Source organism: Rhodanobacter ginsengisoli (assembly GCF_042657065.1).
Classification (GTDB): domain Bacteria; phylum Pseudomonadota; class Gammaproteobacteria; order Xanthomonadales; family Rhodanobacteraceae; genus Rhodanobacter; species Rhodanobacter ginsengisoli.
This window is the reverse complement of the sequence record NZ_JBHSNF010000002.1, coordinates 84,117-108,477: the sequence shown is the minus strand read 5'-3', so window position 1 is coordinate 108,477 and position 24,361 is coordinate 84,117. Positions and strand designations below refer to the sequence as shown.

The following is a 24,361-nucleotide window of genomic DNA, read 5'->3' as shown; positions in this document are numbered from 1 at the left end:
GGGCTTCGGCAAGGTTGATCCGACTAGACGGCTGCGTCTCACTCGACCGGGTACTGCCGTTCGGCAAAAAGCGCGGTGGCCCAGTCGATGAACACGCGTACCTTGGTGCTCAGCTGCCGGTTGGGCGGATAGACGATGTAGACGTCCTGCGCGGCGGGTCGCCATTCCTTGAGGACGGCGACCAGTTCGCCGCGTTCGATATGCGCCCGCACCATGAAGTCGAGCGTATGCACCAGGCCGAGTCCGGCTAGCGCGGTAGCGACGTGGGCGTTGCTCTCGTTGACGCTGACGCGGTTGTGCGCCTCGACCTCGAACGGCTTGCCCGCGTCGAGGAAATGCAGCGCCTGGGTACGGCCGGTGCGCGCCAGGAAATAGCCGACCACGGTGTGATCGTCGCTGGCGATCTGTCGCGGATGGGAAGGTGAGCCGTGTCGGGCCAGGTAGTCGGGACTGGCGCAGGTGGTCCACTCCAGCGCGCCGATCCGGTGCGCCACCATGGCGGGATCATTCGCACTGCTGCGGATCGCGCAGTCGATGTTTTCGCCGATCAGATCCAGCGTGCGGTCGGTGACGCCCAGCTGGATGTCGATGTCCGGATAGCGCGTGCAGAATGTCTGCAGCGACGGAATCAGGATGCCACTGGCGACCGAGCCACCGGTATCCACCCGCAGCCGGCCGCGGGGACTGGCGTGGGCGCGGCCCAGCGTGGCCTCGACGTCGTCCAGTTCGTCGAGCAACTGGCGCATGCGCTGATAGTAGGCGGCACCATCCTCGGTGACGCTGACCCGGCGGGTGGTGCGTTCGAGCAGTTTTACGCGCAGCCGTTTCTCCAGCGCCTGGATCGACTTGCTGAGCGTGGCATAGGGTATCTGCAGCGATTCCGACGCGCGGATGAAGCTGCCCGCTTCCACGACCCGTACAAAGGCCCGGATGGCCTGCAGATGATCCATGGTCGCCGCACTTTTGGGGTTCGCCAGATTATCTCCCTGTGGAGATAAAGAAACCACAAAAGCCGTATTTATCATGAATATGTCGGCAAATAGACTTTGCTTCAATCCGCGATATTCGATCGCGCCCTGGAGACATCCAATGGATACGCCCACCAACATTCACAGCACCAGACACGCCGGCAAGATCGCCCTGGTCACCGGCGGCAGCTCGGGCCTGGGCCTGGCCACTGCGGAGCGCCTGGTGCGCGAAGGTGCCACCGTCTATATCACCGGCCGGCGACAGGTGGAGCTGGACGCCGCGGCCACCCAGATCGGCCCCGGTGCGATTGCGATTCGCAGCGACATCTCCGTGGCGGACGATCTCGATCGCATCTTTACCGTCATCCGCGAGCGTCATGGACGGCTCGACATCCTGTTCGCCAATGCGGGCGGCGGCGAGTTCGCGCCGCTGGGTGCGATCACCGAAGCGCAGTTCGACAAGTACTTCAACATCAACGTCAAGGGCACCCTGTTCACCGTGCAGAAGGCCCTGCCGCTGATGAAGGCCGGGTCCGCCATCGTGATCACCGGTTCGATCGTGTCGATCAAGGGCGCACCTGCATTCGGCGTGTACGCGGCGACCAAGGCGGCGCTGCGCTCGTTCGCGCGCACCTGGGCGTCGGACCTGAAGGGCACCGGGATTCGCGTCAACGTCGTCTCACCCGGCACGGTGGTGACGCCGGCCTACAAGAGCGAACTGGGCCTGAGCGACGAGCAGATCGAACAGTTCAGCGCGCAGGCTGCCGCCATCACGCCACTGGGTCGCACCGGTACGCCCGACGAGATCGCCGGCGCGGTGTCCTTCCTTGCCTCGGACGACGCCAGCTTCATCACCGGCATCGAGCTGTTCGTGGATGGCGGGCAAGCACAGATCTGAGTTGGAAATACGCGCTCGAACCGGAGGGCGAGTGATCGTCCCTGGTGCCGGAAGAATCGGGCTTCGCGGTTGCCGTGCCGGTGGCGACGAAAGCCGGCTTCCCGCGATCGGTGGGGAGGCCGGCATCGCCGGTGCACAACCGTTGCGACCGACCTGCGTGCTGCGCAGGCCGGTCGACAGCGATCAACGCAACTGCCTCACTTGATCGGTGCCATCAGGTGCTGGTACGGCGTGTCCGCCCACATCACGTACGGAGCGGAGGTATCCGGCTCGGCGCTCTTCGGGTACATGTCATAGAAACTCTGGTCCGCGCCCACGATCATGAAATGTGGTCCGGTCTTGATCCAGTGGTTGCCCGCTTCCGGTTTCGTCGCGTACGGATCGGTATTGCTTGCATCCGTGCCGCCTTGAAGCATGTACATCACGCCGAGCTTGCCGGCCGGCGGAGGCTGGTGCGCTATCCACGCATTCGCCCATGCCATGGCGTTGGCGTCCATGCACATGGGGTCGGGGCCCGGCGTGGCCGGGCTGTCCGGCATGCAGGTGAAACCGTTGCTGCCCTTGCGCAGCGTGCGCATCTTGCCGTCCGCACCTATTGCCACGATCGTCGCGTTCCTGGCCACGTGTGCGGGTGCGGCGTGCATCGCACTTGCGATCATTTGTGCGTCCGTCGGCGCCTTCTTGCCGGCGGCCTGAAGGCCACCGGCAGCGACCAGCATGGTGGTGGCGACGGTGAATCGGATGATCAGATCTCTTGTTTGCATGACAGCCTCCCCGCGTTGATGCAAGACGGCTCCCGGGCTCCCGTGTGGCAGTTTCCGCCTCTGTCCGGGTGCGGTCAATCGACCGGCTCACGAGCGTCGATCGGGGGAGAGCAGGGTCGACATCCCGTGTCGAATCCCGTTGATCACGCTGCCGATCGGCCTGCTCATCGGCGGCTTGTTGTTCGTGCGGTTCAAGAAGGCGTGAGCGAACGACAACCCTCGCTCGGCACGTTCCCGACGGCTGGACGATCGTCGCAGGCGCCAGCATCCGAGCGGCAGATTCCCAGCGGCAGAAGCCGCTGCCGCAGCGGGTCTGGCCAGCCCACTACAATCAACGGCTTTGGTCGCATTGTCGTGGCGGCCACGATCCGCTGCCGGGAGTCCGCCGATGTCCATCCAAGCCCCGCCTTCACCCGCCGACACGCCGGGCGACAATGGCTGCGTAAGCGTGCGCGGGGCGCGCGAGCACAACCTGGCGAATATCGATCTGGATATCCCGCGCGATGCGCTGGTGGTGTTCACCGGGGTGTCCGGTTCGGGCAAGTCGTCGCTGGCGTTCGGCACGGTGTATGCCGAGGCGCAGCGGCGCTACTTCGAGTCGGTGGCACCGTATGCGCGGCGGCTGATCGAGCAGGCCGGTGTCCCCGATGTCGATGCGATCGACGGCCTGCCGCCAGCGGTGGCCCTGCAGCAGAGTCGTGGCGGGGGCAGCGCGCGCTCCAGCGTGGGCAGCCTCAGCACCATCTCCAATGCCTTGCGCATGCTGTATTCGCGTGCCGGCGATTACCCGGCGGGGCGGGCGTTGCTGGAGTCCGACGCGTTCTCGCCGAATACCCCGGCGGGTGCCTGCCCGGACTGTCACGGGCTGGGCAAGGTGTTCGATGCAACCGAGGCCTCGCTGGTGCCCGATCCCGCGCTGAGCATCCGCGAGCGCGCCATCGCCGCCTGGCCGCAAGGCTGGCAGGGCAAGAACTACCGCGACATCCTGGTGACCCTGGGCTACGACGTGGACTGCCCGTGGCGCGAACTGCCGCAGGCGGAGCGCGACTGGATCCTGTTCACCACCGAGCAGCCCGTGGTGCCGGTGTACCGCGACGTGGCCCCCGAGGTAGCGCGGGCTGCATATGCGCACGGCGAGCCCGGCAACTACAAGGGTACCTATGTCGGCGCCCGCGAATACGTGATGCACACCTTTGCGCACAGCGAGAGCGCCGCCATCAAGCAGCGCGTGGCGCGCTACATGGTGGCCAGCGCGTGCCCCACCTGCGCTGGCAAGCGGTTGCGACGCGAGGCGCTGGCGGTGACCTTCGGCGGGATCGACATCGCCTCCGCCTCGCGGTTGCCGCTGCGCCAGCTCGCCGCGCGGTTGCGTGCGGCAGCCGAAGGCGCGGGCGTGGACGATGCGGCGCATCCGGAGAAGGCGCTGGTGGCGCGTCGCGTCGCGGCGGACGTGTGCGCGCGGATCGATACGCTGGCGGACCTGGGGCTGGGTTACCTGTCGCTGGATCGCAGCACGCCCACGTTGTCGCCCGGCGAGCTGCAGCGGTTGCGCCTGGCGACGCAGTTGCGGGCGCAGCTGTTCGGTGTGGTCTATGTGCTGGACGAACCCTCGGCCGGCCTGCATCCGGCGGATACTGAGGCGCTGCTGCGCGCACTGGCACGACTCAAGGCGGGCGGCAATTCGGTGTTCGTGGTCGAGCACGCGCTGGACGTGATCCGCGCCGCCGAGTGGATCGTCGACATCGGCCCCGAGGCGGGCGAGCAGGGCGGGCGGGTGCTCTACAGCGGTCCGCTCGCGGGCCTGCAGAATTGTGCCGCTTCGCATACCCGTCGCTACCTGTTCGAGGCGATGGGGCCGTCGCCGCGCACGCCGCGCGAGCCGCTCGGCTGGCTGCGGCTGGAAGGCATCGAGCGCAACAACGTGCAGGGTCTGGACACGGCCTTTCCGCTGGGCGCGATGACCACGGTCAGCGGTGTTTCCGGTGCGGGCAAGTCCAGCCTGGTCAGCCAGGCCCTGGTGGAGCTGGTCAGCGCCCACCTGGGCATGCGCCACGTCGCGGACGACGAGGGCGATGAGCTGCCCGGCGGGGAGGCGCCGGCACCGGCCGGCGGCCGCATCGTGGCGGGGATGGAGATCGTCACGCGGCTGGTGCAGGTGGACCAGAAGCCGATCGGCCGAACGCCGCGGTCCAACCTGGCCACCTATACCGGTCTGTTCGACCAGGTGCGCAAGCTGTTCGCGGCCACGATCGAGGCGCGCCGGCGCAAGTACGACATCGGCCGGTTTTCATTCAACGTGGCCAAGGGCCGCTGCGCCACCTGCGAGGGCGAGGGCTTCGTGTCGGTCGGCCTGCTGTTCCTGCCGTCGGTGTATGCGCCGTGCCCGACTTGCCACGGCGCGCGCTACAACGACGACACGCTGGCGATCCGTTGGCGCGAAAAGAATATTGCCCAGGTGCTGGCCCTGACCGTGGATGCCGCGGCCGACTTCTTCGGCGACGAGGTGCCGGCGTTGGCGCGCGCGCTGTCGACGCTGCGCCAGGTGGGGCTGGGCTACCTGCGACTGGGCCAGCCTGCCACCGAGTTGTCCGGTGGCGAGGCGCAGCGGATCAAGCTGGCCACCGAGCTGCAGCGTCAGCAGCGTGGCCACACCCTGTATGTGCTGGACGAACCGACCAACGGCCTGCATCCGGCCGATGTCGATCGGCTGATGACGCAGCTCCATGGCCTGGTCGACGCCGGCCACACGGTGATCCTGGTCGAGCACGACCTGCGCGTGATCGGCGCCGGCGACTGGGTCATCGACATGGGCCCGGGCGCCGGCGACGAAGGCGGTCGACTGGTGGTGCAGGGCACCCCCGCGCAGGTGGCGGCCTCGGGGCTGGGGGTGACCTCGGGCTATCTGTCGCAGGCCTCCTGAGGTGACAGGCGCATGCCTTCAGGCTCCGGCGCCGTCGCGCCGCATCAGTCGTTCGGCGTGTGCCGCAGCGTGCTGACGTCGGCCGGGGTGACCGCCGGTGCCTTGTTCGACCAGGATTGGCGGATGTAGCTGACGACGTCGGCGACGTCCTGATCGCTCAGCGGCCCGGCGTAGGGCGGCATCGAATAGGGCCGTCGATTGCCTGCGGTGACGGGCGGGAAGCCGCCGAGCAGCACGGTGCGGATCGCGTTGATGCCGGTCGGCTCGTTCACCGAGGTGTTGCCGTTGAGCGGCGGATAGATGCCGGCCACGCCGTTGCCATCCGTGCCATGGCAGTCCGCACAATGCCGCGCGTAGATTCTCTGGCCGTTGCGGGCACTCGTCGCGGACAAGGGCGTGACCGGGGCGGCTGCGGCCGGGGCCGGTGGCGGCAGCGATTGCAGGTAGATCGCCATCGCGTGCAGGTCCGCGTCGGTCAGGTGCTGGGTGCTCTGGCTCACCACGTTGGCCATCGGCCCGAACGCCGCTCCCCTGGCCGACTGGCCGCGCTTGAGCAGGTCGACGATATCCTGTTCGCTCCAGCCTTCCAGGCCACCGCCCTTGCGGGTGCTGAGGTCCGGCGCGTACCAGCCCTGCTGCGGGATACGGCCGCCGCTCAGCTGTCCATCGTTTTCGATGCCGCCGAGCGCATTGCGTGCGGCGTGGCATTCGTTGCAGTGGCCCAGGCCCTCGACCAGGTAGGCGCCCCGATTCCACGTGGCCGACCTGGCCGGATCGGGCCGAAACACGCCCGGCTTGAAGTACAGCGCGCGCCATGCGATTAGGCTGCTGCGCACGTTGTAGGGAAACTCCAGGCCCAGCGGCGTGGCTGGCTGTGGCGTCGCGGGCAACGACTGCAGATAGGCAAAGATCGCCAGCGCATCGTCGCGGGTGACGCGGGTGAACGAGGTGTACGAAAACACCGGATACAGCAGTTCGCCATGGCGACCCCTGCCTTCGTGCAGGGCCTGCCAGAAATCCTCGAAGCTCCACTTGCCGAGCCCGGTGTCCGGGTCCGGTGTGATGTTCGGTGCCGGCACGTCGCCGAACGGCGTGGTCAAGGCACGCCCACCGGCGTAGCGCGGGCCGCCCTGCATCGTGTGACAGGCGGCACAATCGCCGACCGTGGCCAGGTATGCGCCGCGGGCGATGCGTTCGGGATCGTGCAACGTGGCGGTCTCGGCCTGGCGTAGCGCCGGCGACGGTTGCTGCGGCCTGGCGCCGCCAGCGTAGTGACGCCACAGCAGCAGCGCCAGGGCAAGCAGCACCAGCAGCAGGACGGCTCGACGCAGCATCTTCATGGGTCCACTCCACTCTCGCCCATCACGCACCATCCCGGCAGCGGTTCGGTCTGTGCGCTGGCCGGGATCGGGTGCATGTCGGCGGGCGGCTCGCGGCTGGCCAGCCACGCGGCCACCGCGGCGACGTCCGTCTCGCGCATGCGATTGGCGACGATGCCCATGCAATAGGGCTCCTTGGCGGCGCGGGTATTCGTGCGCCACGACGTCAGTTCGGTGGCGATGTAGTCGTAGGACAGGCCCATCAGGCCCGGCATCATCGGCTGCACGCCAGTGAGCCGGCTGCCGTGACAGCTGGTGCACGCCGGCACCCCGATGCCCGGATCGCCATGTTCGACCAGTCGCTGTCCCCGTTGCAGCGTCTGTGCGGAGACCGCCGGGACCGGCTGCGGGCGGTAAGGCACCTGCTGGCTGGAAAAGTACTCGGCGAGCTCGCGCAAGTAGGCCAGGTCGAGCTGGCGCACCACGTATTCCATCGCCGCATGCTTGCGCTGGCCTTTCTGGAAGTAGCGCAATTGCTCGAGCAGGTAGCCGGCCGGTTTGCCGGCCAGGCGCGGCGCACCCTCGCTGCCGGCGGAACCCTCGCCATGCACGCCATGGCAGCTGGTACAGGCCATGGCGCGTTGCTGGATCGTGTCGGGAACCGGTGGATGGGTGGCGACGGCGGCCTGGGCTTCCATCGCCGATGCCGTCGGGCCGCCCAGGCCGCACGCCAGCAGGAGGGCAGCCGCCGGTGATGCAAGCCGGCGCAATGGGGATGACGTGGTCATCATTGCATTGTATGCCCGCCAGACAGGCGGCTCTGCGGCGAACCGGCTTCAAAGAGGCTGTCGCGACAACCTGCCGCATCAGCAACTGCGGCATGGAAGCGCAGGTACTGGACGGCAGCAGCGCGGCAAGTTAGCGCACGGGGGAGGATGAGTGCGCGGGGTTGCACCGACGGTGACGCTGCCCGATCTTTGCCACATCTTCGGCGTCGAAAGGTCCGCGGCAGTCGCCAGGATACGGTGGTTGGCGCACGCCGTGCGCCGTCATTCCCCGCTGCTGAAAAGGTGACCCGATGAATCGCCGCGACCTGCTGAAAACCGCCTTGACGGGTGCCTCGATGCTGGCCCTCGGCCCCGTGTTTGCAATGACGGTCGAGGCCGACGACGCGGTCACGCGGCTGACCGCGCTGGAGCGCCGCCACGGTGGGCGGCTTGGCGTGGCGATACTCGATAGTGGCAGCGGGCGTCGCATCGCGCATCGTGGCGATCAGCGTTTCCTGATGTGCAGCACGTTCAAGCTGCTGGCGGTGGCCGCGGTGCTGGCGCGCGTCGATCGTGGGGCAGAGCATCCGGATCGGCACATCGTGTTCGGACCGGACGCGCTGCTGGCCTATGCGCCGGTGACCCGTCGCCGCGTCGGTGCGCCCGGCATGCGCGTGGACGAGCTGTGCCAGGCGGCGATCACGCTGAGCGACAACACCGCCGCCAACCTGCTGCTGGCCAGTCTGGGTGGCCCGGCCGCGTTGACGGCATTCGTGCGTAGCCTGGGCGATCCGGTGACCCGGCTCGATCGCATCGAGCCCGATCTCAACATGGGCAGCCCCGGAGACCTCCGCGACACCACCACGCCGAACGCCATGCTCGACACCATGCAACGGCTGCTGCTGGACGGTGTGCTGTCTCCGGCCTCGCGCGCGCAGCTGCTCGCATGGCTGCGTGGCTGCAGCACCGGCAGCACCCAGCTGCGCGCCGGGGTGCCGGCCGGCTGGACGGGGGGCGACAAGACCGGCAGTGGCGCCCACGGCGAGACCAACGACGTCGCGATCCTGTGGCCGCCGCAGCGCAAGCCGTTGCTGGTGACGGCGTACTACGCGGAATCGCCGGCCGATGCCGACGGACGCCATGCCGTGCTGGCCGAGGTCGGGCGCATCGCCGCGTCGATCCAGGCCGGGCCGGGTGGTGCCCGCGTCGGTGCCATCAGCTCGTGACCGGCGGATCCGCCGGATGGAGAAACGCCAGCGTCTGGTCGCAGGGCGCGTCGATCTTCAGGGTGAGCAGTGGATCGGCGCGGGTGCGCCCGAGGGTCACCGCCGCCACCGGCTTGCCCGCGCGCGCCGCGGCGTTCACGAAGCGGTAGCCGGAATAGACCATCAGCGAGGAACCCAGCACCAGCACCGCGTCGGCCGCCTGCCACGCGCGTGTCGCTGCATCCACTCGCTCGCGCGGCACGTTCTCGCCGAAGAACACCACGTCCGGCTTCACGATGCCGCCGCAGAACGGGCAGGGCGGCACATCGAAATCCGCAAAGTCCGCGTGCTCCAGATCCGCGTCGCCGTCGGGTGCGGCGGCCGCGTCCAGGTGCAACCAGGCCGGGTTGCGTTCGATCAGCAGGTGCTGGAAATCGTGGCGGCCGAGCCGCCAGACGCAGTTCATGCAGCGCACCTCGTCGAGGCGCCCGTGCAGGTCGATCACCCGTTCGCTGCCGGCACGCTGGTGCAGGCGGTCCACATTCTGGGTGACCAGCAGTTCGACCTGGCCACGCTGCTCCAGCCGGACCAGCGCGCGATGCGTCGCGTTGGGCCGGGCGCCGCCGATGCGTCGCCAGCCGATCATGCTGCGCGCCCAGTAACGTCGGCGGGTGGCCGGCTCGTGCATGAAGGCGAGGTAGTTCACCGGCGGCGCGCGTTTCCACTCACCGTCCCGATCGCGATAGTCCGGGATGCCGGAGTCGGTGCTGCAACCGGCGCCGGTCAACACGAACAGGCGCGGGTGGGCCTGGATGAATTGCTGCAGTGGGCTCATGGGAGACGGATATGCCGGCGATGGCGACGAAACCCAAGAGCCGCATGCGCGGAACGGCTATCGCGATCATCGCGAGATCCCGTCCTGGTCGCTGCGCCGTGTCACGCACCCGCGCCCGTGCCCGGCGCGCCGGGATCCGGGTACGGGGCAGCGGGCTGCGCAGTCGCTCAGGCGGCTTCGGCTTCCGCCTCCGCGGTTTCGGCCAGCGGTAGCGGACTGCGGATCAGGTGGTCGAATGCGCTCAGCGCGGCGGTGGAGCCGGCGCCCATCGCGATCACGATCTGCTTGTACGGCACGGTGGTGGCATCGCCGGCGGCGAACACGCCGGGCAGCGAGGTCTGTCCGCGATCGTCGATGATGATCTCGCCGCGTGCGGACAGCTCCAGCGTGCCCTTCAGCCACTCGGTGTTGGGCAGCAGGCCGATCTGCACGAAGATGCCTTCGAGTTCGACGTGCCCGGTGCCGCCGCCGACGCGATCGGTGTAGAGCAGGCCGTTGACCTTCTGGCCGTCACCAAGCACCTCGCTGGTCTGCGCACTGAGGATGATGCTGACGTTGTGCAGGCTGCGCAGCTTGCGCTGCAGGACTTCGTCCGCACGCAGCTTGCTGTCGAACTCGATCAGGGTGACGTGGCTGACGATGCCGGCCAGGTCGATCGCCGCTTCCACGCCGGAGTTGCCGCCGCCGATCACCGCCACGCGCTTGCCCTTGAACAGCGGGCCATCGCAATGCGGGCAATAGGCCACACCCTTGTTGCGGTATTGCTCTTCGCCGGGCACGTTCATCTGGCGCCAGCGCGCGCCGGTGGAGAGGATCACGCTCTTCGATTTCAGCGAGGCGCCATTGGCGAGCTGGATCTCGATCAGCTCGCCGGGACCTTTCGCCGGCAGCAGCCGGTCGGCGCGCTGCAGGTTCATGATGTCGACGTCGTAGTCCCTGACATGCTGCTCCAGTGCCGCGGCCAGCTTCGGCCCCTCGGTGTGCTGCACCGAAATGAAGTTCTCGATGCCCATGGTGTCCAGCACCTGGCCACCGAAACGCTCGGCGGCCACGCCGGTGCGGATACCCTTGCGCGCGGCATAGATCGCCGCCGCCGCGCCGGCCGGGCCGCCGCCGACGACGAGTACGTCGAATGCTTCCTTGTTGCGCATCCTGCCGGCTTCACGCTCGGCGCTGCCGTTGTCGATCTTCGCCAGGATCTGCTCCAGGCTCATGCGGCCCTGGTCGAACACTTCGCCGTTGAGGTAGACGGTCGGCACCGACATCACCTGGCGCGCGTCGACCTCGTCCTGATACAGCGCACCGTCGATGGCGACATGCTGGATCCTCGGGTTCAGCACGCTCATCAGGTTCAGCGCCTGCACCACGTCGGGGCAGTTCTGGCAGGACAGCGAGAAATAGGTCTCGAAGCGGTAGTCGCCGTCGAGATTCCTGACCTGCTCGATCACGTCCGCCGCGGCTTTGGACGGATGTCCGCCGACTTGCAGCAGGGCGAGTACGAGCGAGGTGAATTCGTGGCCCATCGGGATACCGGCGAAGCGCACGCCGATGTCGCTGCCGACGCGGTTGATCGCAAACGAGGGCTTGCGCTCGTTGTCATCGCGGCGGACCAGGCTGATCCGTTCGGACAGCGCAGTGATTTCCCCGAGCAGCTCGTTGAGCTCGATCGACTTTGCGCTGTCATCGAGGGACGCAACGATCTCGATCGGCTGGGTAACCTTTTCGAGATAGGCCTTCAACTGGGCGGTGAGGTTGGCATCCAACATGGCGGACTCCGTCGACGGGTTTCTTCAGGGTGAGTTCGGCCAGCACCCGGGAAACCCGGGCGTCGTCTGGCACAGTCTTTGGGAGGGTGCGGGCCCGGGAGAATCCCGGGCCCGCGGCGCATGGCGCGGTGTGACTCAGATCTTGCCGACCAGGTCCAGCGACGGCGCCAGGGTCTTCTCGCCTTCCTTCCACTTGGCCGGGCAGACCTCACCCGGATGGGAGGCGACGTATTGCGCGGCCTTGACCTTGCGCAGCAGCTCGGATGCGTCACGGCCGATACCGCCGGCGTTGAGCTCGACGATCTGGATCTTGCCCTGCGGGTCGATCACGAAGGTGCCGCGATCGGCGAGGCCTGCTTCCTCGATCATCACCTCGAAGTTGCGCGAGATCAGGCCGGTCGGATCGCCGATCATGGTGTAGTTGATCTTGCCGATCGCGTCCGAGGTGTCGTGCCAGGCCTTGTGGGCGAAATGCGTGTCGGTCGACACCGAGTAGATCTCGACGCCCAGCTTCTGGAACTCCGCGTAGTTGTCCGCCAGGTCTTCCAGCTCGGTCGGGCAGACGAAGGTGAAGTCGGCCGGGTAGAAGAACACGACGGACCACTTGCCCTTCAGGTCGGCATCGGAAACTTCGATGAACTGGCCGCTCTTGAGGGCCTGTGCCTTGAACGGCTTGATTTCGGTGTTGATCAGCGACATCGGTGATGTTTTCCTGGGTGGTTGAAAGTGAAACGTGAGGATATGGCGTCCTGTCCGATTAATCTAATTGATTGTCGGCATCGGTTCCATTGGTATTGACTATCGATTGGGCGGAGGGGTGTGCTCCGCGTGGCGCCGCGTTACGGGTGGTGGACAGGGTTACGCCGCGGCGGAGGTGCTGGCGCGGCGTATCCGGTCGTCAACCACGGTGGCGGTGACGATGTCGCTGCCCACGTTGACCGTGGTGCGCAGCATGTCCAGGATGCGGTCCACCCCGATGATGATGCCGATGCCCTCGGGCGGCACGTTGAATGTGGCCAGCAATCCGGCGATCAGGGGCAGCGAGCCGCCGGGAATGCCGGCCACCGCCACGGCGCTGAGCACGGCCAGCAGCATCAGCACCGCTTGCTGGCCCAGCGCGAGATCCACGCCGAACGCCTGCGCCACGAACAGCACCACGCAGCCTTCGAACAGCGCGGTGCCGCTCATGTTCATGGTCGCGCCCAGCGGCAGCACGAAGCCCGCGGTGCTGGGCGACAGCATCAGTTCGTCGTGGGCGGTGGCCAACGCGGCGGGCAGGGTGGCGCTGCTGGAGCTGGTCGAGAAGGCGGTGATCAGCAGCGGACGCACCTGGCGGAAGAAGGTCAGCGGCGAGCGCCGCGCGAGAACGCGCAGCCACAGCGACATCGTGCCGAACAATTGCAGGGCCAACGCTGCAGCACAGCCGATCACGAACACCGACAGGGTCAGCAGGATGTCCAGGCCGACCTTGACGATCACACTGTAGATCATCGCCGGCACGGCATAGGGCGCCAGCCGCAGGGCGAAGTGCACGATCCCGGTCATGACTTCGCTGATGATGTCCAGTCCAGCCTGCACCTTGCGACGCCTGTCCTCGGGCAGGCGGGTGGCGGCGGCGCCGACCAGGATCGCGAACACGATCAGCGGCAGCACGTCGCCCAGCGCACCGCGGTCATTGCCGACGAACGCACCGAAGAGATTGCGTGGCATGAACATCTCGACCACGCTGGCAAAGCTCATGCCCGGCCGGCCGGCCTCCGTCTCGACGGCCTGCAGCGCGCTGCCGCCGTACTGCTGCATCAGCAGCTCCTGCGCGCCCGCAGCCAGGTGGTGGCCGGGCTGCAGCAGATTCATCATCAGCAGACCGATCGCCACGGCGATCAGCATGTTGGCCACGAACAGGGTGAACGTGCGCCCGGCCAGCGGCCCCAGCTTTTCCAGTTGGCCGAGCTGGGCCACACCCGACGCCAGCGAGGCGAACACCAGCGGAATCACCACGAAGAACAGCATGCGCAGGAAGATCTGTCCGAACGGGTCGAATACCGCGACGGAGACCTTGCGCATCAGCTCGAGTACCGGCGGGTGGATCTGGCCGAGACCCAGGGTGACGACGGCCGCGACCACGCCGATGGCGAGGCCCCGCAGGATGCGTGTGGCGAGAGGCGTGGTTTTGCCCATGCTCCCGAATGTACGTGGTGCATTCCGGTTCGTCACCCCGGCACGAGATGGGCAGTGACAGCATGGCCGGGGCCGCAGTGCGCTAAAATGCCGGTTTTACGCGGAGGTGTCATGGCACAGTCAGCATCCCCCGGCGCGCGATTCCGCGCAGCCGTTGTCGAGGAGCAGCCGCTGCAGGTGGTCGGTACGATCACCGCCTATGCGGCGCGCATGGCGCAGCGAACAGGCTTCAAGGCGATCTACCTGTCCGGTGGTGGCGTGGCCGCCAATTCGCTGGGCATGCCCGACCTGGGCATCAGTTCGATGGAAGACGTGCTCACCGACATCCGCCGCATCACCGATGTCTGCGAGCTGCCCTTGCTGGTCGACGTGGATACCGGCTGGGGTGGCGCGTTCAACATCGCGCGTACGGTGCGCTCGCTGATCAAGGCCGGTGCCGGCGCGCTGCACATCGAGGACCAGGTCGCCGCCAAGCGCTGCGGGCATCGGCCGGGCAAGGCGATCGTGTCGAAGGACGAAATGGTCGATCGGGTCAAGGCCGCGGTGGACGCGCGCAGCGACGAGCAGTTCGTGATCATGGCGCGTACCGACTCGATCGCGGTGGAAGGTCTGGAATCGGCGATCGAACGGGCCCAGGCCTGCGTCGAGGCCGGTGCGGACATGATCTTCCCGGAAGCGATCTACACGCTGGAGCAGTATCGCCAGTTCAGGGCCGCGGTGAAGGTGCCGATCCTCGCCAACATCACCGAATTCGGCCAGACCCCGCTGTTCACCCGCGAGGAACTGGCCAGTGCGGACGTCGACATCATCCTGTACTGCTGCGGCGCATACCGGGCGATGAACAAGGCGGCGCTGAATTTCTACGAGACGGTGCGCCGCGACGGCACCCAGAAGGCCGCCGTGCCGACCATGCAGACGCGTGAGGAGTTGTACGACTACCTCGACTACCACGCCTACGAGCGCAAGCTCGACGAGTTGTTTGCCGACGGCAAATCCGACTGATCGACGCGTTCCTTCTCCCCGGGCCGTGCGGGCCTGCCGGATACATCTTCATCGATCGAGGTTCCATCCATGAGCGAAACCACCCAAACCCTGCCCAAGGCGAAGAAATCCGTCGCGCTTTCCGGCGTCGCCGCCGGCAACACCGCGCTGTGCACGGTCGGCCGCAGCGGCAACGACCTGCATTACCGCGGCTACGACATCCACGAGCTGGCCACCAAGGGCTGCTTCGAGGAAGTCGCGCACCTGCTGGTGCATGGCGTGTTGCCGACCTGGGCCGAGCTGAACAATTACCGCGCCAGGCTCAAGCGCCTGCGTGGCTTGCCGGCGCCGGTCAAGGCCGCGCTGGAATTGCTGCCGGCATCGACCCATCCGATGGACGTGCTGCGCACCGGCTGTTCGGTGCTGGGCACGGTGCTGCCGGAAAAGGACGACCACAACGTCACCGGCGCCCGCGAGATCGCGGACCGGCTCATGGCCAGCTTCGGTTCGATGCTGCTGTACTGGTATCACTTCAGCCACAACGGCAAGCGCATCGAGACGCAGACCGATGACGACTCGATCGCCGCGCATTTCCTGCATCTGCTGCACGGTCGCCGGCCCAGCGACCTGCACGCGCAGGCGCTGGACAAGTCGCTGGTGCTTTACGCCGAGCACGAGTTCAACGCCTCGACCTTCGCCGCCCGGGTGATTGCCGGCACCGGCTCGGACATGTATTCGGCGATCACCGGTGCGATCGGTGCATTGCGCGGCCCCAAGCATGGCGGGGCGAACGAGGTGGCGATGGAGATCATCGCGCGCTATCGCAGCGCCGATGCCGCCGAGGCGGACATCCGGGCCCGCGTCGAACGCAAGGAGATCATCATCGGCTTCGGCCATCCGGTCTACACGGTGTCCGATCCGCGCAACGAGATCATCAAGGAGATCTCGCGCAAGTTGTGCACCGACGGTGGCAACCCGACCCTGTTCGAGGTCTCCGAGCGCATCGAGCAGGTGATGGCCCAGGTCAAGAAGATGTTCCCGAACCTCGACTGGTTCTCGGCCAGCGCGTACCACATGATGGGCGTGCCTACCGCGATGTTCACACCGCTGTTCGTGATCGCCCGCACTTCGGGCTGGAGCGCGCACGTGATCGAGCAGCGCCAGGACGGCAAGATCATTCGTCCCAGCGCGAACTACACCGGGCCGGAAGACCAGAGCTACGTGCCGATCGACAAGCGCTGAGCACGCGTGCATTGACAAGAAGAAGGGAGCCGCGAGGCTCCCTTCGTCATTGTCCGGGAAATGATGTCATCAGTTGCGCAATGCGTTCCGGATCATTCGAGTCATTCCCGCAGCCTTCCAGCTGTATCACTTTTGTTACATGTTGCAGCGGGACGCTGCAGGGCCGGTATCTGTGCCGGATCCCCTGATGCCACGCGGATTGGTGAGTCTGCCGCGAGGCCACCATGTTGCGGAGCTGATTCAGTTCGCGGTTTTTCATCATGCGACTCGCCTCATGTTCGCCAGTAAGTAGAGTCTCCAACGGATTGAGTTTCCAGCAAATTGACAGGAATCCGAAAAAGCTCTGCTGGCTGGCGTGAAATTTGCTCTAAATACTTGCTTCACCGCAAAAAAACAGGGGGGTCACCGCATCGTTCCAGGAGAACAACCATGCGAAAGACTCTACTTTTGACAGCGATATGCCTTGGATTGGGGCTTACTCTTCCGGCCTTGGCTGATGACACCCAGACTGGCGGAGCCGGACCTTCGGCGCAGAGACACTCAAGTGCAGTACAGACCAGTGACAGCTCGACACATTCGAACAGCTCCACGCACACCTACACGGATACCTACACGAATAGTGGTACGGGTGACGCGTACGCCGATGGGCAGGGTAGTGCTGCAGCCAACAATGGCGGCACAGCGTCGTCATCGATAGCCAGCTCGTTCAACACAAGCAAGGCGGTTGCGATCAGCCGGCTTGATGGCACCGTGACCGACATCCGTGCACGCGACATCGGCAATGTCGCCAGCAACTGGGGCAATGCCAATGGTGGGCGTGGCGGATCCGGTGGTGACGGCTACGGTGGCGATGGTCATGGCGGTCGTGGCGGATCCGGCGGCGACGGCGGCAATGCCAATGCCCGTAGCGGTCGGGCCGGCGGTAGTGGCGCCTCCAGCGGTGACGCGGTGGGATATGCCAATGCCTGGGGTGGCGACAGCAACGGCGACAATTACGCCGATGCGCGCGCCCGTGCTCGCGGTGCCGGTACCAACACGGGTACGGCGACGGGTGGAAATGGTGACTGGACGGGTGGCGCCGCTTCGGGCGGTACCTCCACTTCGACCAGTGGCAGCGCGACGGCGTCGGGTGGCGCCAGCGGTGCGGCCGACAGCGTGGCTGGTGCCGGCGGAGCCGGTGGCAGCGGTGCATCCGGCACGGGTGGCAACGGTAACGGAGCCGCTGGCGGAGCCGGTGGTGCGGGCGGGTCGAACACGGTGGATGCCGGCACGTTCGACATGTCCAACCACATGGACGGTGCCGCTGCGGCGGCGGCTGGAGTGACGGTCATGGCGCAGAACAGTGGCGTCGGATCGCTGATCCAGCAAAGCGTGAACGTTCAGGCGAATCTCAACGTCGGACCATGAACGGGTAGCAACCGGCCAAGGGGCGCCCGGCGCCTCTTGGCCCTGCTGCTTCGAAATGGGTGCGGCCCGCTTGCCTTGCGCGAGCGGTCGCAGGTTCTGTGTTTCGGTCGGAGGAGACGCAGGAATCAGCCGAGGGAGAATTCGCCATGCGATCAGTCAGTTCTTCTTTGTGTGGGCTGGCATTGTTGGGGCTTGGCTTGACGCCCTGCGAGGTCATCGCCGCTGGGCCAACAGCAGCCACGGCGCCAGTTGATCTTCATACCGGGCTGGTCCGCCCGCCGGGTCAGGTGGAGGGTTTCGGCAGGCGCGTCGACGCCGCTACCTTGGCTCGCTTGAGCGGTGGCAGTGAGGTCGATCAACAGATGACACTCAATGGAACGGTGACGGACACTCATAGCGACCATGTGGTGACCGGATCCAATTCGATCGGTGCGGGCTCGTTCAACGGCGCCTCCGGTTTGCCGATGGTGATCCAGAACACAGGCAATGGCGTGCTCATCCAGAACGCCACCATCCTCAACGTACAGTTTCAGCCATGAAACCGATCTGGCTCGCAGTTCTGCTGCTGGCCTGTCTTCCGCCGGCGTCCATGGCGCGCGCGCCGGTCGTGCTCACTGGCTCATCGGGTGGCACGTTCACCTTGCGCCTGACCAGTTTGCGCGAGGCGCGCTTCAGGAACACGATCCGCCAGAAATACGATTTCAGCTGTGGCTCGGCGGCGGTCGCGACCCTGCTTACCTATCAGTATGACTATCCGGTAAGCGAGCAGGAGGTATTCAGGGAGATGTACGCCCATGGAGACCAGGCGAAGATCAACAAGGAGGGGTTTTCGCTGCTCGACATCAAGCGCTACCTGCAGACCAACGGGTTCGACGCGGATGGCTTCGAAGTGCCACTGGACAAGCTGCGGCAGGAGCATCTGCCGGCGATTGCGCTGATCGACGAACGCGGCTACCACCATTTTGTAGTGATCAAGGGGTTGCGCGACGGCCGGGTGCTGGTGGGCGATCCCGCGCTGGGTACGCGTTCGATCCCGCGAGCCCAGTTCGAAGCCGCATGGAAGACCCGTCTGGTCTTCGTGATCCACAACCGCCGGCTTCTGGCTGTCTTCAACAGTCCGGACGACTGGCGCGTCGCTCCACTGGCCCCGCTGGGCCAGGGTATCGATCGCCGCGGACTGGGCAATCTGGTGATGCCCAAGCGCGGGCCGAATGACATCTGAAGGAGTCGGTCATGGGACAGGCAGCCATCAAGCTGAACTGGATCTGCGTACTGTTTGGCGCGGTGTGTTGCAGCCAGGCGGCGGCACAGCGACCCACCGTCGCGGCGGTACCGATCGCCCGCAATGCTCTGATCGCGATGGCCCCGGCCGAGAGATGGAAGCCGGTGAGCGAAGGCCGTCTGGACGTCATTCGCGGCGGCTTCGACGTGGGTGGCGGGCTGCTGGCGTCGTTCGGGCTGAATCGGCAGATCTATGTCAATGGCTCACGTGTTTCCAGTGCCGGTGTGCAGATTCCCGACATTGGGAACATGACCCGGGAGCAGGCCGGTGCATTGTTGGCGGCCACTGGCAGTGCCAGCGTGTTCCAGCTCGGTCCGGACAACAAATTCGACGCGACCGCATTCACCCAGGCGACTGCAGCGACGGTGATCCAGAACACGCTCGACGGCCAGAACATCCAGAGCTTGACCACGCTCGACATCGTTGTGAATAACGTCGATCTGCTTCATAGCATCAATCTGGCGAACAGCCTGCAGGCGGCGGCGATCGGCACGCAGGGACATTAGCGGGAGGGCCTCGCCTGAACGGCAAAGTCATGTGTTTGCCGGAACCGAAGGTCAGGCGTCCCATCCGGTAAAGCGCCCGTGAGCGACTTCGGGAGAAGTGCGATGAGACACCAAAGATGGCGTGGAACATACATCGCCGGTTGCGCTGGAATCATGCTGATCGGTGGCGTTGCCAAGGCACATGGCGTCGCCGCCGCGCCGGCGGAGGACACTGTCGACACGGGGGCCTCGACCGCGGCGACGAAGGCGAGGAAGGAGCTGGCATCCAGGCAGTTGTCGGAGGCCATCCGGAAAAGCCTGGAAGTCCAGGCCGAACGGCTGGATGCCATGCGCAGCGAAATCGCCATGCAGGATCGGCAGATTGCGGTGATGAAACGCATGCTGGCGGCGCAGGAGGCAGACTATCGCGCTCTGCGGCGGCGGGTCGGACTGGATGTACTGGATCAACAGCGCGGCGGCAACGTCGGTGCCGCCGGTGCCGGCGGTTCGGCCGCACCCATGCCCGCCGTTGCCAGTCAGTCGGATGCCGCGCCGGTAGGTCGGGCTCCTGAGGGCTATGACCGCCCACCGGCGGTTGCGCCGATCTTCGATCAGCCAGGCGTGCTGACTCCGAAGGGGAAACTGGTGGTGGAGCCTTCCTACCAGTTTGGGTATTCGTCGGTCGATCGGGTGGACCTTATCGGCTACACCGTGATCCCGGCGATCCTGATTGGCCTGATCGATGCGCGTCAGGTCAAGACCACCACCCAGACGGCTGCCGTGGCGATGCGTTACGGGTTGACGAACCGGCTGGAGGTCGAACTTCGGGTGCCGTACGTCTATGCCCACACCGATACGGTCAGTCGGGAAATCTTCACTGGCAGCGCCGAGAACAGAGTGTTCACGACCAGTGGTCACGGCCTCGGTGACATCGAGGCGACTGCCCGCTACCAGTTCAACGATGGCGGTGCCGACAAGCCTTATTACGTGGGCTGGCTCCGCTTCAAGTCGCGCACCGGGACGGATCTGTTCGATGTCACCACGGACTGCGTGGCGCGTTGTGTGCAGAACGCGACCGGTACGGGCTTGCCGCTGCAACAACCCACCGGTTCCGGATTCTATTCATTGCAGCCCGGGGTGACCTGGCTGTATCCATCGGATCCGGTGGTATTTTTCGGCAACGTTAGCTACCTGCACAACTTTCCGCGCAACAATGTGAGCCTGACGGTACTGGGCGGCGGCAAGCAGCCGCTGGGACGCGTGAAGCTTGGCGATATTGTCGATGCCAGTGTCGGCATGGGCCTTGCCCTGAACGACAGGGCATCCATCAGCATCGGTTACGACCAGAGCTGGGTGGGCACGACCAGGCAGAACAACCACAGAGTGGCTGGCTCGGCCAAGGCCGTGCTGGGGACGTTGCTGCTGGGCGGTTCCTACAAGCTCAGCGACAAGCGCACGTTGAATTTCACGCTCGGCGTCGGCGTGACCAGGGACACCCCGGACGCGACCGTCACCGTTCGCATGCCGACCATGTATTGATGATCGCCCGACCCCGCGGTCGAAAATATCGTCCGGTGCCCGACGTAGCCCAGCCTGTCGGGCACGCAGCGTGCTCGCGCGCCGCGCAAGTCGCTGCCCCTTGATCCCGGGGATGGCTTCACGCGCAAGCCGTTCGACCCTGTTCCATCGCCCTTGCCAGTTCGAAGGATCTACACTGCATGCCGATCGACGACGCTGATCGGGTGCCCGCCCTGCAGCGGGCGGCGAGGGGAGGGATGCTGCGATGCGGATAGCCGCGCTGGACTGGCTGATGGTGGCGTCAACCGCCGAGACACGCTGGACACAAGGTGTCTACGGCGATTGGGGCGTCAACCTCGCTGTGGTCGTGGTCACCGTCGTGGCCGTTGCCGTGTGCGTGATGATTCATTACGAGGTACTCTCCTGGTTGTCGCGGCGACTGGGACACCTTGATCACGTCGAGGGACAGCGCCGCCGACGGGTGCTGTATGGCATCTTCGGCGTGCTCAGCGTGCACGTTGTCGAGATCTGGATATTCGGGCTTGCCTACTACCTGCTGCAGATCGGCAGTCCCTCGTTCGGTCATATCCAGGGCATCGCGGCCGCATCGCTGGTCGACCACGTCTATTTCTCCGCCGTCACCTTCACGACGGTGGGGTTCGGTGACGTGATCCCGGCCGGCCCGGTACGTTTTCTCGCGGGCACCGAGGCGCTCGCCGGTTTTGTCCTGATTACCTGGTCGGCGTCGTTCACCTATCTCGAGATGAACCGATTCTGGCGTCGTGACTGACTTCCGGCGTCGCATCGTCGACGACATATTCCAGCAGGTCGCCGGGTTGGCATTGCAGCGCCCGGCAGATCGCCTCCAGAGTGGCGAAGCGCACGCCCCTGACCTTGCCTTGTTTGAGCAGGGACAGGTTGGCTTCGCTGATGCCGATGATGCTGGCCAGATCCTTCGATTTCATCTTGCGCCGCGCCAGCATCACATCCAGTGCCACCACGATAGGCATCAGATGAACTCCCGGTTTTCCTGGTTGGCGCGGGCTCCTTCGTCGACGAGATCCGATACGGCGTAGGCCAGCAGGGCGGCGATCAGCGTGCCCCAGAAGCCGATGCCGATGGTGAGCCGATATTGCGGGATCTGGCTGCTGGCCAGCCACGAGACAACGCCGCTGATGATGATATTGCCGACCAGCGCATGGGCCAGCCAGCGGAACCGGTGCGCGACGGCGAAGCTCAGGGGCGATTCCAGATGCGTCGGGAGCTGACCTTGATTGGCATGAGAGTAATACCCGTTTTGGAATGAATAATTATTGTAAAACAATAATTACTTGTCGTTCAACGGAGTTTTTCCGGCGTGCGCGGGTGGGCTCGGTCACGTCGTCGCTGCACCAGCCAGCCGCCACCGCAAATGCCGGCCACCAGCAGTACATCCAGTACGTATTTCACCCAGCCGTGCGCGTCGAACCAGTCACTGAGCCAGAAGTCGTGTGAAATCATCCGGCCGGCGGTGAACGCGATCGCGCCGGCACCGATGTACATGATGACCGGGAAGCGATCGATCAGTTTCAGGATCAGGGTGGAGCCCCATACGACCAGGGGTACGCTGATCAACAGTCCGATGATGACCAGGCTCAGATGCCCTTTCGATGCGCCGGCGATCGCCAGTACATTGTCCATGCCCATCAGGGCGTCGGCGACGATGATCGTGCGCAGGGCGCTCCAGAAGGTATCGCCGGCACTGACCTCGGGATCCTTGTCGTCGTCGTGGCGGAGCAGCTTCCATGCGATCGGCAGCAGCAGCAGGCCGCCGACCAGCATCAGCCCGGGCAACTTGAACAGGTAGACGACGATCGCGGTCAGCGCGAAGCGCACCGTGACGGCACCGAACGTACCCCAGAACACCGCCTTTCCCTGCAGTGTCCGGGGCAGGCGACTGGCGGCCATCGCGATCACGATGGCATTGTCGCCGGCCAGCACCAGATCAAGCAGGATGATGGCCAGCAAGCCGGAGAGAAAGTGCTGGGAAAAGATGTCCATGCAAGGTTCCATGCGCGTCGGACAATGTAGTGGATACGGACGCGCGCGGCCCGTATCCACCACAAAAGTCTCGTTCGCAGCATGGCTGCCGAAGTGACCGGAGCGAAGCGTCGCTCGTGTTGACGATCACTGCACCGAGGCCGGCGTACCCGCCTCGGGAACTACTCCCCTCTGGGGTGTGTTGACCAATTGTCGGGGGGCGATCTGTTGCGGTCAAGCGGCGCTCCGGACGCCAGTCGGCTAAAATGGTGGTTTTCCCTGTTGCGAGATCCGTCATGAGTGCGCACGACATCCGTTCCGCCGTCCGTCCCGATCCCGATCAGCCGCTGGTCGATATCGCCGATTACGTGATCGACTACCAGATCGACTCGAAGGAGGCCTACGATACCGCGCGCTACATGCTGCTCGATTCGCTCGGCACCGCGATGCTGGCGATGAAATTTCCCGAGTGCACCAAACATCTCGGTCCGCTGGTTCCCGGGGCGACCTTGCCGGGCGGTGCCCGCGTGCCGGGTACGAGCCATGAGCTTGACCCGGTGCAGGCTGCGTTCGCGATCGGCACGCAGATCCGCTGGCTGGATTTCAACGACACCTGGCTGGCAGCGGAGTGGGGTCATCCATCGGACAATCTCGGCAGCATCCTCGCCGTCGGCGATTACCTGAGCCGCAAGGCCGAGCGTGAGGGCGGCCAGCCGCTGACCGTGCGTGACGTACTCGGTTATGCAATCAAGGCGCATGAAATCCAGGGTTGCTATGCGCTGCTGAACAGTTTCAACCGGGTTGGCCAGGATCATGTGATCCTGGTGCGGCTGGCTTCCACCGCGGTCGCCACCGCGATGCTCGGCGGCGACAAGGAGCAGATCACCAGCGCCGTGTCGCACAGCTGGATCGACAACGGTGCGCTGCGCACCTATCGCCACGCGCCGAACACCGGTCCACGCAAGAGCTGGGCGGCGGGCGATGCCTGCCGCCGTGCGGTGACCCATGCGATCAATGCGGTCTACCGTGGCGTGGTTGGCTATCCGTCGGCGCTGTCCGCCAGGACCTGGGGTTTCTACGACGTGGCGTTCAACGGCAAGCCGTTCGAGTTCGAGCGTGCGTTCGGCAGCTATGTGATGGAGAACGTGCTGTTCAAGATCAGCTTTCCGGCCGAGTTCCACGCGCAGACCGCGGTGGAATGCGCGATGCAGCTGCACGGTGAAGTGGCTGGCCGGATCGATCAGGTCGAAAGGATCGTCATCGAGACGCAGGAAGCCGGTTGCCGCATCATCGACAAGACCGGTCCGCTGGCGAACTACGCGGATCGCGACCACTGCATCCAGTACATGGTGGCGGTACCGCTGATCTTCGGTCGCCTGGTGGCCAGTGATTACAACGACGACGTCGCCGCCGATCCGCGCATTGACGCCTTGCGCGACAAGATGACGGTAGTCGAAAACCCGCAGTTCACCCGGGACTACTTCGACCCCGCCAAGCGTTACATCGGCAACTCGGTGCAGGTGTTCTTCAAGGACGGCAGCAGCACCGAAAAGGTTTCGATCGACTATCCGATCGGCCACCGCAAGCGTCGTGCCGAGGGCATTCCGGTGTTGCTGCAGAAGTTCGAGGCGGCCATGCGGGGCCATCTGCCGGCGCACCGGGTCAAGGCGATCATGGCGGCGACGAAAGATCCGGTTCAACTCGATGCCATGCCGTTGCAGCAGTTCCTTGCGCTCTTCACGTTGTAAAGACGGCGTGAGTGGAATATTAAGCGTCAGGGTGAAACCGGGGCCGGTGTGAAGGTCGC

The 24,361-nt window shown here is 65.5% G+C and carries 23 protein-coding genes; 12 read left to right on the top strand and 11 right to left on the bottom strand.

All coding sequences use genetic code 11. The annotated features are described in order from the left end of the window. Positions 1-38: 38 nt before the first annotated feature. Positions 39-950 (bottom strand): LysR family transcriptional regulator, encoded by a 912-nt coding sequence (locus tag ACFPPA_RS09660; protein ID WP_377319558.1) that lies wholly within the window; start codon positions 948-950, stop codon positions 39-41. Between the two features lie 139 nt (positions 951-1,089). Between ACFPPA_RS09660 and ACFPPA_RS09655 the strand changes: the two genes are divergently transcribed. Next, the gene (locus tag ACFPPA_RS09655; RefSeq protein ID WP_377320665.1) at positions 1,090-1,866 is read left to right on the top strand and encodes an SDR family oxidoreductase; all 777 of its coding nucleotides are present in this window, start codon (positions 1,090-1,092) and stop codon (positions 1,864-1,866) included. Positions 1,867-2,063: 197 nt separating this feature from the next. Here the strand turns inward: ACFPPA_RS09655 and ACFPPA_RS09650 are convergent, their stop codons facing one another. Next, a complete protein-coding gene (locus ACFPPA_RS09650; protein WP_377319557.1) occupies positions 2,064-2,630 on the bottom strand; it encodes a hypothetical protein in 567 nt (188 codons plus the stop codon). A 388-nt stretch (positions 2,631-3,018) separates the two neighbouring features. Between ACFPPA_RS09650 and ACFPPA_RS09645 the strand changes: the two genes are divergently transcribed. Next, positions 3,019-5,550: an excinuclease ABC subunit UvrA gene (locus ACFPPA_RS09645; protein WP_377319556.1), complete on the top strand. Its 2,532-nt coding sequence runs from the start codon at positions 3,019-3,021 to the stop codon at positions 5,548-5,550. A 44-nt stretch (positions 5,551-5,594) separates the two neighbouring features. Here the strand turns inward: ACFPPA_RS09645 and ACFPPA_RS09640 are convergent, their stop codons facing one another. After that, the gene (locus ACFPPA_RS09640) at positions 5,595-6,890 is read right to left on the bottom strand and encodes a c-type cytochrome (protein WP_377319555.1); all 1,296 of its coding nucleotides are present in this window, start codon (positions 6,888-6,890) and stop codon (positions 5,595-5,597) included. Continuing rightward, a complete protein-coding gene (locus ACFPPA_RS09635) occupies positions 6,887-7,567 on the bottom strand; it encodes a c-type cytochrome (RefSeq protein WP_377319554.1) in 681 nt (226 codons plus the stop codon). Before ACFPPA_RS09635 ends, ACFPPA_RS09640 begins: the two co-directional genes overlap by 4 nt. Positions 7,568-7,947: 380 nt before the next feature. On the opposite strand from ACFPPA_RS09635, the gene bla reads away from it, so the two are divergent. Then, the gene (gene bla / locus ACFPPA_RS09630) at positions 7,948-8,862 is read left to right on the top strand and encodes a class A beta-lactamase (protein ID WP_377319553.1); all 915 of its coding nucleotides are present in this window, start codon (positions 7,948-7,950) and stop codon (positions 8,860-8,862) included. Here bla and ACFPPA_RS09625 read toward each other — a convergent pair. From ACFPPA_RS09625 to ACFPPA_RS09610, 4 genes are all read right to left on the bottom strand, one after another. Then, positions 8,852-9,676, bottom strand: coding sequence for an NAD-dependent protein deacetylase (locus ACFPPA_RS09625; RefSeq protein ID WP_377319552.1), 825 nt, complete (start codon positions 9,674-9,676; stop codon positions 8,852-8,854). The two genes, bla and ACFPPA_RS09625, sit on opposite strands and share 11 nt — an antisense overlap. Before the next feature lie 167 nt (positions 9,677-9,843). Next, positions 9,844-11,442 (bottom strand): alkyl hydroperoxide reductase subunit F, encoded by a 1,599-nt coding sequence (ahpF, locus tag ACFPPA_RS09620; RefSeq protein ID WP_377319551.1) that lies wholly within the window; start codon positions 11,440-11,442, stop codon positions 9,844-9,846. A gap of 135 nt (positions 11,443-11,577) precedes the next feature. Continuing rightward, positions 11,578-12,141 carry an alkyl hydroperoxide reductase subunit C gene (gene ahpC / locus ACFPPA_RS09615; RefSeq protein ID WP_377319550.1) on the bottom strand — a complete coding sequence of 188 codons (564 nt, stop codon included), beginning with the start codon at positions 12,139-12,141 and terminating at the stop codon, positions 11,578-11,580. Positions 12,142-12,300: 159 nt separating this feature from the next. Further along, positions 12,301-13,620, bottom strand: a complete 1,320-nt coding sequence (locus ACFPPA_RS09610; protein ID WP_377319549.1) for a dicarboxylate/amino acid:cation symporter — start codon at positions 13,618-13,620, stop codon at positions 12,301-12,303. 111 nt (positions 13,621-13,731) lie between these two features. On the opposite strand from ACFPPA_RS09610, the gene prpB reads away from it, so the two are divergent. The 8 genes from prpB (at position 13,732) to ACFPPA_RS09570 (ending at position 21,325) form a co-directional block, all read left to right on the top strand. Beyond that, positions 13,732-14,622: a methylisocitrate lyase gene (prpB, locus tag ACFPPA_RS09605; RefSeq protein WP_377319548.1), complete on the top strand. Its 891-nt coding sequence runs from the start codon at positions 13,732-13,734 to the stop codon at positions 14,620-14,622. Between the two features lie 69 nt (positions 14,623-14,691). Continuing rightward, positions 14,692-15,843, top strand: a complete 1,152-nt coding sequence (gene prpC, locus ACFPPA_RS09600) for a bifunctional 2-methylcitrate synthase/citrate synthase (RefSeq protein WP_377319547.1) — start codon at positions 14,692-14,694, stop codon at positions 15,841-15,843. A gap of 429 nt (positions 15,844-16,272) precedes the next feature. After that, on the top strand, positions 16,273-17,250 hold the full coding sequence (locus tag ACFPPA_RS09595; protein ID WP_377319546.1) for a hypothetical protein: 978 nt from the start codon (positions 16,273-16,275) through the stop codon (positions 17,248-17,250). A gap of 146 nt (positions 17,251-17,396) precedes the next feature. Next, positions 17,397-17,789, top strand: coding sequence for a hypothetical protein (locus ACFPPA_RS09590; protein ID WP_377319545.1), 393 nt, complete (start codon positions 17,397-17,399; stop codon positions 17,787-17,789). Continuing rightward, the gene (locus ACFPPA_RS09585; RefSeq protein ID WP_377319544.1) at positions 17,786-18,472 is read left to right on the top strand and encodes a C39 family peptidase; all 687 of its coding nucleotides are present in this window, start codon (positions 17,786-17,788) and stop codon (positions 18,470-18,472) included. Before ACFPPA_RS09590 ends, ACFPPA_RS09585 begins: the two co-directional genes overlap by 4 nt. An 11-nt stretch (positions 18,473-18,483) precedes the next feature. Further along, a complete protein-coding gene (locus tag ACFPPA_RS09580; RefSeq protein ID WP_377319543.1) occupies positions 18,484-19,038 on the top strand; it encodes a hypothetical protein in 555 nt (184 codons plus the stop codon). A 153-nt stretch (positions 19,039-19,191) separates the two neighbouring features. Further along, positions 19,192-20,556: an acetate kinase gene (locus ACFPPA_RS09575; RefSeq protein ID WP_377319542.1), complete on the top strand. Its 1,365-nt coding sequence runs from the start codon at positions 19,192-19,194 to the stop codon at positions 20,554-20,556. A 244-nt stretch (positions 20,557-20,800) separates the two neighbouring features. Continuing rightward, positions 20,801-21,325, top strand: coding sequence for a potassium channel family protein (locus ACFPPA_RS09570; RefSeq protein WP_377319541.1), 525 nt, complete (start codon positions 20,801-20,803; stop codon positions 21,323-21,325). Here ACFPPA_RS09570 and ACFPPA_RS09565 read toward each other — a convergent pair. From ACFPPA_RS09565 to ACFPPA_RS09555, 3 genes are read right to left on the bottom strand one after another with little or no spacing between them, the layout of a single operon-like run. Continuing rightward, complete coding sequence (locus ACFPPA_RS09565; RefSeq protein WP_377319540.1) at positions 21,285-21,545, bottom strand: helix-turn-helix domain-containing protein; 261 nt, start codon at positions 21,543-21,545, stop codon at positions 21,285-21,287. The two genes, ACFPPA_RS09570 and ACFPPA_RS09565, sit on opposite strands and share 41 nt — an antisense overlap. Continuing rightward, positions 21,545-21,859, bottom strand: a complete 315-nt coding sequence (locus ACFPPA_RS09560; protein WP_377319539.1) for a hypothetical protein — start codon at positions 21,857-21,859, stop codon at positions 21,545-21,547. The genes ACFPPA_RS09565 and ACFPPA_RS09560 overlap by 1 nt, the downstream gene beginning before the upstream one ends. Before the next feature lie 14 nt (positions 21,860-21,873). Further along, on the bottom strand, positions 21,874-22,575 hold the full coding sequence (locus ACFPPA_RS09555; RefSeq protein WP_377319538.1) for a TerC family protein: 702 nt from the start codon (positions 22,573-22,575) through the stop codon (positions 21,874-21,876). A 275-nt stretch (positions 22,576-22,850) separates the two neighbouring features. On the opposite strand from ACFPPA_RS09555, the gene ACFPPA_RS09550 reads away from it, so the two are divergent. Beyond that, positions 22,851-24,302, top strand: a complete 1,452-nt coding sequence (locus ACFPPA_RS09550; RefSeq protein WP_377319537.1) for a bifunctional 2-methylcitrate dehydratase/aconitate hydratase — start codon at positions 22,851-22,853, stop codon at positions 24,300-24,302. Positions 24,303-24,361 lie beyond the last annotated feature (59 nt).